The following is a 9476-nucleotide window of genomic DNA, read 5'->3' as shown; positions in this document are numbered from 1 at the left end:
GGCGTACATCCATGTACGCCGCCCTTCGGGTTTTTCCCGCCTGGTTCGCCGCTTCGGAAGGGAACCCGGTAAGTCAAAAGCCAGAGCAACAGCAACAGCAAAAGACCTAGCACGTCTATAGTCAGACACTCACCCACCCCCGCAGTAAGTTCGTAGGATGACGTGGTCAAGCAGTCACGACCCCTGAAGGCCATGCTTTGCGGTTCTGTGGTTTGTATGATGCGTGTATTGTGTTGGCGTTCGGTGCAAAGCCTGGCGCTATATGATTAACCCAGGTGCGACAGGGGCGAAAGATGGAGTGGATCAAGGGCATTGCGGACGTGCTGAAGCTCGGCCCGCGCTATCTCTTCGCGGGGATGGTGCTAGCCGGCGGGGCGCTATTCTTGCCCACCACTGTCCACAAAAAACTTGGTCTATCAGACTGGATCGTTGCCTACAGAAGCTGGGTCGGCCTGGTGTTTGCTGTGTGTGCAGTGCTCACCGCGTTATCGGCACTGCTTTGGCTATGGCGGCGTCTTAGGCTGGCATGGGAAACCAAGCAAGAACGCACTGCGATAGTTGAGCGCCTCCAGAAGCTGACAGAGCCGGAGAAGCAGATCCTCCGATACTACTTCGCGAAGAACACGCGCTCCAACTTCCTTCGGCATCAAGATGGCGTTGTAGCTGGACTGGCAGCGATTGGCGTGATCTACCTCGCTTCTCGCACCGGCACGCTGACAGAGGGCTTTGCTTACAACATTAGCGATTACGCGTGGAAAATAATTCGGGAAAAACCACACGTCCTTCTGGGTGAGACCAATTTCTACCGCTGCGATAAGCCGGATAGTCCGTGGGGGTTCTGAAAGCACCCGATTTCTTTATTTCTAGGAAAATCCGCTGCCTTAGCAATCGCTCTGGTCTAGTCATAGAAGAATTGCTAACGGCTGTCTTCCTTGTTGAGGATGCGCTCGCCAAATGCTTGACGCCACAGTGGTGGTTGCTTTCCTACCGTTTGCTCACAGTGCCCCGCGTGTCGCTGTTGTAGAAGGAAGTGTTGGAGGCTGGATCGGCGAGGTGCTCGAAACGAAGTATTAGCCCTGAGTTTCTAAATTCTCAATCATGTATGCTCTTGCATCAAACGCCGTGCTTTGGAGAGCGAAGATGCTTGGTGGCGGTCAGATTGACGTGCGTGCTGTAGTGGAAATTTTGAAGGCGAGCCTCGGGCCTGGTGTCGCTGCGCTTGGCGTTGCCGTTGCGATTGCCCAGTGGCACACGAATGATGTCAAACTTCGCCTCGACTCTTACGACCGTCGCTTGCGCGTGTATAAAGCGACTGTGGCGATGCTTGATTGCATGATTTCGGAGATATATCACCGAACCGGAATAATTGCTCATGCTAATGAGAATCGGCCGGAAAGACCCTATACAGATATTCCTGCAGGTGTAAAGGACGCTTTTGAGGATTGCTTAATAGAGGCGCCATTTCTTTTCGACGACGATGTCGCTCGCTTCATGAGTAGAATTGAGGGAGAAGCATGGATGATCAAGTCGCGTGCCTCTTCGTTAGCCGGGATTTCACCTGCTGCAGCCCGCGGTACACTCCATGAGACCGAATACAGGTTGCTCCGGGACGCCGAAAAGCGTGTTAAGAAGGCAAGGGAGCGAGTGCGAGATGTATTCGGGCGATATCTGGCACTTCAGCGCTCCCAGAGGTAATGCTCTGAACTTCATGCATCGCTGCTTATACGTATATCACTTCCGTACGATCGTAATCAAAGCTACGAACCATTTTATCCGGGACGCCGTCGAGTAGGTCGACCTCTTCAACTAAAAGCTCGGCCAGTTTCGCCCAGCTATTGAAGGCGCCGATGTAGCTCTGGCGGAAGACTTCTACCCTCAGTTCATCCTCGACTTCCGTGAAAGCGTCGAAGGCTTTGTTCGTCGTCACTAAGGTCTCCCTGTTCCTTTAGTCGTTCGACTAGCTTGGGCAAGTCCGGCCCCTCGATGTCCCGGAAGTCGGCGGGCAGACCCTCGCTGTCCTGCACGACACACCCTTCGGCGCTGGGCACCTTGCTGGCCCCTCTACAAGTGTGTGTAACGCGTGAGAAGAAGCAATTCCTCGGCGTCGTCCTTCCAGTCCCCACTCTGCGCGATGACGCTAGCGATCCAACAGTTGTCGCGAGACCGAATCACGCGCGACCAATCGATGCGGTACCACATGATCGACATAGGCGCGCTCGGAACCAGCCGCCTGCCGGATCTCCCGCAACAACAGATCGATGGCCGCATCGGTCATGTCCGCCACCGGCTGATGGATGGTGGTCAGCTCCGGCCACACCATCGTCGACGCCGACGTGTCGTCGAATCCCACCACCGACAGATCCTCCGGCACCTTCAGGCGCCGACGATGCGCCACCGACACCACCGCCGAGGCCATGTCGTCGTTGCTCGCGAAAATCGCACTGGGGCGTGCCCGCAACGCCAACAGTCGCTCGGCGGCCTCGAGCCCGGCGCGATAGGTGAAGTCGCCCGGCTGCACGAGCGCGGCGTCGTAGTCGATGCCCGCATCCGCCAGGGCATCGCGGTAACCCTGCCAGCGGTGCGCACTGGCGGTCTGGTTCGGGTCGCCGGTGATGTAGCCGATGCGCGTATGCCCGTGCGCGATCAGGTGCGAGACCATGTCATGGCTGGCGCGGCGGTCGTCGATGTGCACGCAGGACAGCCTGTCGCTGAACCGGCTCGACGCAATGGAGACGACGGGAATGCCGGCGTCGACGAACACGGCGACGATGGCTTTCGATTCGCACAAGGGCGCGGGGAGAATCACCCCTGCCACGCTGCTGCAGAGCGTGCGTGCGGCCTCGCGGCGTGCCCGCGGACCCAGTCCGTCCCAGGTCGCGATCACCAGTTGCGCCGCCACGCGGGTCGAACCGCGCAGCGCGCCGACTAGCAGTTCGCGCAGATAGCTGGAGCTGGGGTTGGTGTAGATCAACGCGATGCAGGTGTGCTGCGCGGCGGCGAGCGCGCTGGCGGCCGGGTTGGGCCGGTAGTCCAGTGCGCGCACGCTGCGCATCACTCGCTCGCGCGTGCTCTCGCGCACGCCGGCGTGACCGTGGGTGACGCGCGAGACGGTCATCGGCGAGACGCCCGCATGCGCCGCGACGTCGTCGATGGTGATGGCGTTCCCTCTTCGACGCGTCGTTTTGGGGGTGTTCTTCAAGGAATGCCGTCCTTTGTTGCGACGCATGATGACAAGCGATGTCCCGGGTGCGTAGTCTGCGCCGTGACGCGATGATAGCGCTATCAATCAGCGGCAGTCGGGCTCGGGGGGAGCCTTTATCGCGCGTCGTCTGGCAATCCTGAAACGGAGTTTTGAGTCGCAGCGACCGCAGAGCGCGCTGCGATGTTCGGCGTGGAAGACGGGCATCGCCCGTGCGTGCCTCTTAGGGGAGGGGCGGTACATCCATCGATCGCATGTCAGAGGGGAGAGTCATGAGCGCTTCTATGTTTCGTCGTAGCCCAGACCTGGGGGCTCGTCCATGAGCCGCACGCTGGCGAAGTTCAAATCCAGGGCCATGTTCACCTTCGTCGGTGGCGTCCTTGTCATCAATCCCGCATTCGCACAGGACGCGTCGACCCCCGCGCCGGCGGCAGAGCAACAGGCGCAGAGCAGCCCGACGCAGCTGGACACGGTCCAGGTCACCGGCCTGCGCAACAGCCTCAGCCAGGCGATGGACATCAAGCGCGACGCCGCGGGCGTGGTGGATGCCATCAGTGCCGAAGACATCGGCAAGTTCCCCGATACCAACCTGGCCGAGTCGCTGCAGCGCATCACCGGCATCTCCATCGAGCGGCGCGATGGCGAAGGCGCGCAGGTCACCGCGCGCGGCTTCGGCCCGCAGTTCAACATGGTGACGCTCAACGGGCGGCAGATGCCGGGCGCCGATGCGTTCGGCGCTGCCGGCCAGGTCGCCATCGGCGGCGTCGACGGCGGCACCCGTGCCTTCAACTTCGCCCAGTTGGCTGCCGAAGCGATCAATGGCATCGAGGTCTACAAGACCAGCCAGGCCAACATGCCCAGCGGCGGCATCGGCGCCACCATCAACATCCTGACCGCGCGCCCGTTCGACCACCAGGGCATCGTCGCCAGTGCCGGCGCCAAGGCCGTCTCCGACCGCAGCCAGCCGTTCGACAACGACATCACCCCGGAACTGTCGGGCATCTTCAGCTACAGCAATCCGGACAAGACCTTCGGCGTCGGCGTGAGCGCGAGCTACCAGAAGCGCAAGGGCGGCTCGGTGCAGGCCACCGAGAACTATTGGAACGTGCAGCCGTGGACGGGCTCGATGCCCGGCAATCCGACCGTGGTCAATGCGCCGCAGATCGGCGCGCTGTACGCCCGCCCGAACGACCTGCGCTATGCGTTCTCCGAGTTCGAACGCGAGCGCGTCAACGGCCAGGCGGTGCTGCAGTTCGCGCCCACCGACAGCCTGACCCTGACCCTGGACTACACCTACTCGACCAACGAGATCACCGAGAATCGTGGCGAGCAGGGCATGTGGCTGCAGAACAGCAACTACACCGATGTGACGTTCGATACCAGCGGCGCGGTGGCGGTGCCGACCTACATCCGCGAGATCGCCGGCACCAAGGATTTCGGTCTGGAACAGCAGCGCAGCATGCAGAAGTACAAGCTGGGCTCGCTCGGTCTGAATGCGGTGTGGAACGTGACCGACCGGCTCAAGCTCAGCTTCGACGCGCACGACTCGAAGAACGAAAGCCGTCCGAACGATCCGCTGACCGGTGGCGGCTCGCTGTTCATGAGCATCGCCGGCACCAACAACTGCACCACCGGGCCGCACTGCGGCGGCTCCTGGGTGCAGGAGCTGAACTTCAACAATGGCCTGCCGATCGGCACCCAGGTCTGGTATCCGAGCGACGCCGCTGCCGCGGCCAAGGCCAATGGCGTGGTCAATCCGGGCTTCGTGCCCGGCGAGATCGGTTCGCAGGTGCTGCGGGTCAATTCGCAGAGCCAGATCAGCCAGATCAAGCAGGCGCGCGTCGACGGCGAATGGAGCTTCGACCAGGGCCGCTTCCAGTTCGGCGTGGACACCAACAAGTCGACTACCCACCGCATCCAGGCTGCCGAGGCGTATTCCACGCTGGGCGACTGGGGCGTGGCCAACGTCGATCGGGATACCGCCGGCGGCCTGATGAACCTGATGCAGCCGGTCAACATCATCGGCCTGTTCCATGACTACGGCGGGACGAGTTGGCCGGCATGGCGCGGCGATGCGGGCCGGCTGGCGGAATGGGCGGCCAGCCAGTACGGCGTCGGCCTGGGCGTGAGCCCGCAGCGCGCCGCCGACAACTTCGTGGAGGAAAAGACCCGCTCGGCGTATTTCCAGGTGGAACTGGATGGCGAGCTGGCCGGTCGGCGCACCAATACCCGGCTCGGCGTGCGCTACGAAACCACCGACGTGGTGTCGACCTCGATCATCGCCACACCAGAGGCGATCGAGTGGCAGTCCAACAACGACTTCCGCGTGGTGCTGTCCAACGAGCAGCAGCCGTTCAGCGAGAAGACCACGTACAGCTACATCCTGCCCAACCTGGATTTCAGCATCGACCTCACCGATATGCTGAAAGGCCGCGTCTCCTTCGGCAAGAGCATCGCGCGCGCGCCGATCGGCAATCTGTATGCCGGCCCCGGGGCGCAGCAGCCTTTCGGCTCGGTGCTGATCGATCCGTCCTCGCGGGCCAGCGGCAACGCGCAGAATCCGTCGCTGAAGCCGCTGGAGTCCGACAACCTCGACCTGGCGCTGGAGTGGTACTTCGCCGATGCGAGCTATCTGTCGGTGACGTACTGGAACAAGTCGGTCAACAACTTCATCGGCAACACCGTCGTGCAGGAGAATCTGTACGGCCTGCGCGATCCCACCTCGGGTCCGGACGCGAAGTCGGCGCTGGCGTTCCTCACCAGCGGCGCCTGTCTGGCCCAGGTCGGCCCGGCCAATGCGGCGGCCTGCTCGGCCAACGACACCTCGCTGTTCACCGCGCTGGCCCTGCTGCGCAACAACCCGGCCGGCCTGGCCGCCTACAACGGCACTGGCGCGCAGGTGCTGGCGACCGAAGCCGCCTACGATCTCTACGGCGAGGCCGACGATCCGCTGTACGAGTTCAACGTCAACCGTCCGATCAACCAGAACCAGGCCAAGCTGCACGGCTGGGAGCTCGGCGGGCAGTACTTCCTCGGCGACACCGGGTTCGGCATCCTCGCCAACTACACCATCGTCAAGGGCGACGTCGGCTACGACAACGGTGGCGACCCGGGCATCGACCAGTTCGCGCTCACCGGCCTGAGCGACACCGCCAACGCGGTGCTGATGTACGAAAAGTACGGCTGGTCGGTGCGCCTGGCCTGGAACTGGCGCGACCAGTACCTGATCCTGGCCAACCAGGGCACCAGCCGCAACCCGTACTATGTGGAACCCTACGAGCAGTGGGATCTCAGCGTGAACTACACGTTGAACGATCACTGGTCGTTCGGGCTGGAGGCGATCAACCTGACCGGCGAGGACGTACGCTGGCGCTCGCGCACCTCGAAGATGATCGTGAAGCTGGCCGACCAGAGCCCGCGTTATATGCTGGGCGTTCGCTACAAGTTCTGAACAAGGCGGAGAGGTTCTCTTCGCATGTCGCCACGGGCGCCGCTGCGATTGCGGCGGCGCCCCGTGCCGGGCTCCAGAGGGGAGTGCGCATCACCATGCCGCGTTACGAGATGCTCAACAACATCGCCCATCGCGACCTGCGCGTGGCCACCGACTTCGGTCCGGAGTTCGGCGACGCGGTGGGGATGGTGCCGGCCTACCCCAGCGAGTACGCCGAGCTGCAGCGGGAGTATCCGATCTTCCTGCGCAAGGATCCGACGGACGGCGCCTGGCAGTCGGTGGCGCTGCTTGGGTTCGAGCAGCACGAAAACCTGTTCCTGCAGGACCGGCGCTGGATGGCCTCCTATCTCCCCGGGGCGGCGGCCAAGGGGCCGTTCCTGATCGGGTTCCAGGAGCAGCGGGTCGATGGCGTGCTGACCGAGGACGCGGTGCTGCACGTGGACATGGAGCATCCGCGGGTGACGGCGCTGCAGGGCGAGCCGGTATTCCTGCCGCAGGGCGGCAACACGCCCTATCTCGACCACATCGCCAAGGTGCTGCGCGGCATCCACGAGGGCAGTGCCTTCGGTGCGGACATGTTCGCCGCGCTCGATGCACACGGCTTGATCCAGCCGGTGGCGCTCGACGTGCAGCTCGATGCGCAGCACCGCGTCGGCGTGAACGGCCTGCACGCGATCGACCGTGAGCGCCTGGCCCAACTGGACGGCGCCGCGCTGGCCGCGCTCAACCGCGCCGGCTATCTGGAAGGCGCGTATCTGATGCTGGCCTCGCTGCACAACATGCGCCGCCTGATCGCCGAGAAGCAGCGACGCCTGCGCCTGCAGGATGCCGCCGGTGCGGCAGGCAGGAACTGAACGTGCCGGACGGCGCAGCCATGCGGACACTGGAGGGCGTGCAGCCCACCGCGCTGCCACTGCAGGACCTGGTGGCGGCGGGTGAGCCGGTGGTGTTGCGCGGCATCGTGCGCGATTGGGGACTGGTACAGGCCGGGCTGCGCTCCACGCAGGACGCAATGGCCTACCTGCGCAGCTTCGAGACGGGCGTGCCCGTTCCGTATTCCTTCGGCGAACCCGGGATCGAAGGACGCCCGTTCTACAACGCCGATTTCACCCAGTTGAATTTCGAGGTCCGCCGCGGACCGCTCACGCAGGTGCTGGACGCGATCGCCGCGACCTTCGAGGATCCGCGGCCGCCCACCTACTATGTCGCGTCGCTGCCGATCGCGCGGGCGCTGCCGGGGTTCGCGCAGGCCAACGATGCTGGCCTGGCCGGGCAGGGCATCGATGCGCCGCCGAGCATCTGGATCGGCAACCGGGTCACGGCGTCCTGTCATTTCGACACGCCGGACAACCTGGCCTGCTGTGCGGTGGGCCGGCGCCACGTCACCCTGTTTCCGCCCGAGCAGATCGACAATCTGTATCCGGGGCCGCTGGAGCCGACGCCGGGCGGCCAGGTGGTCAGCGTGGTCGATGTCGACCGCCCCGACTTCGCGCGTTATCCGCGTTTCCGCGATGCGCTGGCCAGCGCGCGGCACGTCGAGCTGGAGCCGGGCGATGCGCTGTTCATCCCCAGCATGTGGTGGCACCACGTACGCAGCCTCGCGCCGTTCAATGTGCTGGTGAACTACTGGTGGCGCAGTGCGCCGGCGTTCCTGCCCTCGCCGCTGACGGCGTTGCAGCACGCGATGTGGGCGTTGCGCGATCTGCCGGCGCGCGAGAAGCAGGCCTGGGCCAAGCTCTTCGACTACTACGTGTTCGGCCCCGGCGAACGCGCAGGACAGCATCTGCCCGAGGCCGCGCGGGGCGAACTGGCCCCGTTCGACGAGGCACGGGCGCGCCGCACGCGCGCGCAGTTGCTGGCGCGGCTGAATCGCTGATGGGAGCATCACCTTGAACCTTGCCACCACAACGGACGGACGCATCCGCAAGCTCGTCATCGCCGGCGGCGGCACCGCGGGCTGGCTGGCCGGCTGCGCGCTGGCGCACCAGTTCCGCGATCGCCTGGACATCACCCTGGTGGAGTCCGAGCAGATCGGCACCGTGGGCGTCGGCGAGTCGACCGTGCCGCCGATCCGCACCTTCCACCGCTTTTTGCAGATCGACGAGCAGGAGTTCCTGCGCGCCGTGGCCGGCACGTTCAAGCTGTCGATCTCGTTCGAACATTGGCGCCGTCCGGGCGATCGCTTCATCCATCCGTTCGGCACGATCGGGCAGGGCACCTGGGCCACGCCGTTCCATCATTTCTGGCTGGACAGCCTGCGCCGCGGCATGCCGTCGGACCTGGGCGATTTCTGCCTGGAGAGCGTGGCCTCGCGTGCGGACCGGTTCTCGCTGGAGACGCAGCCGCAGGTCAACTACGCCTATCACTTCGATGCCGCGCTCTACGCGAAGTTCCTGCGCAAGAAGGCCGAAGGCTACGGCCTGCGCCGGGTGGAAGGGCAGATCCGCGAGGTGCGGCAACATGCGCACGACGGTTCGGTCGCGTCGCTGCTGCTGGAAGACGGGCAGGTGATCGAGGGCGATCTGTTCATCGACTGCACCGGCTTCCGTGGCCTGCTGACCGAGCAGACCCTGCACACCGGCTACGAGGACTGGCGCGAGTGGTTGCCCAGCGATCGCGCCGTCGCGGTGCAGACCGAGGCGGTCGCGCCGCCGGTGCCGTATACCCGTGCCATTGCGCACGAGGCTGGGTGGCGTTGGCATATCGCCCTGCAGCACCGGGTCGGCTGCGGGCTGGTGTTCTCCAGTCGGCACATGTCCGACGACGAGGCGCATGCCAAGCTGCTGCGCGACGTCGACGGCCCGCCGCTGCGTGACCCGTGGCTGG

Annotated in this window: 8 protein-coding genes; 5 read left to right on the top strand and 3 right to left on the bottom strand. The window is 64.2% G+C overall.

What is annotated here, in order from left to right:
- Positions 1–293 precede the first annotated feature (293 nt).
- On the top strand, positions 294–842 hold the full coding sequence (locus tag D588_RS0103930; RefSeq protein ID WP_017915053.1) for a super-infection exclusion protein B: 549 nt from the start codon (positions 294–296) through the stop codon (positions 840–842).
- Between the two features lie 271 nt (positions 843–1113).
- Here D588_RS0103930 and D588_RS27600 read toward each other — a convergent pair whose 3' ends face one another.
- From D588_RS27600 to D588_RS0103920, 3 genes are all read right to left on the bottom strand, one after another.
- The gene (locus tag D588_RS27600) at positions 1114–1374 is read right to left on the bottom strand and encodes a hypothetical protein (RefSeq protein ID WP_138985693.1); all 261 of its coding nucleotides are present in this window, start codon (positions 1372–1374) and stop codon (positions 1114–1116) included.
- A 346-nt stretch (positions 1375–1720) separates the two neighbouring features.
- Positions 1721–1927 carry a hypothetical protein gene (locus D588_RS0103925; protein WP_017915052.1) on the bottom strand — a complete coding sequence of 69 codons (207 nt, stop codon included), beginning with the start codon at positions 1925–1927 and terminating at the stop codon, positions 1721–1723.
- 210 nt (positions 1928–2137) lie between these two features.
- Positions 2138–3115: a LacI family DNA-binding transcriptional regulator gene (locus D588_RS0103920; protein WP_017915051.1), complete on the bottom strand. Its 978-nt coding sequence runs from the start codon at positions 3113–3115 to the stop codon at positions 2138–2140.
- 403 nt (positions 3116–3518) lie between these two features.
- On the opposite strand from D588_RS0103920, the gene D588_RS0103915 reads away from it, so the two are divergent.
- From D588_RS0103915 to D588_RS0103900, 4 genes are all read left to right on the top strand, one after another.
- Positions 3519–6650, top strand: coding sequence for a TonB-dependent receptor (locus tag D588_RS0103915; RefSeq protein ID WP_017915050.1), 3132 nt, complete (start codon positions 3519–3521; stop codon positions 6648–6650).
- A gap of 95 nt (positions 6651–6745) precedes the next feature.
- Positions 6746–7504 (top strand): SapC family protein, encoded by a 759-nt coding sequence (locus D588_RS0103910; protein WP_026143348.1) that lies wholly within the window; start codon positions 6746–6748, stop codon positions 7502–7504.
- A 20-nt stretch (positions 7505–7524) separates the two neighbouring features.
- A complete protein-coding gene (locus D588_RS0103905) occupies positions 7525–8526 on the top strand; it encodes a cupin-like domain-containing protein (RefSeq protein WP_017915049.1) in 1002 nt (333 codons plus the stop codon).
- 13 nt (positions 8527–8539) lie between these two features.
- Positions 8540–9476, top strand: a 937-nt coding sequence (locus D588_RS0103900; RefSeq protein ID WP_017915048.1) for a tryptophan halogenase family protein, incomplete at its 3' end; no start/stop codon positions are given.

It is taken from the genome of Xanthomonas sp. SHU 308 (genome assembly GCF_000364645.1).
In the GTDB taxonomy this organism is placed as follows: domain Bacteria; phylum Pseudomonadota; class Gammaproteobacteria; order Xanthomonadales; family Xanthomonadaceae; genus Xanthomonas_A; species Xanthomonas_A sontii.
Note: the sequence above shows the minus strand (reverse complement) of the source record. Positions and strands in the feature narration are given on the sequence as shown.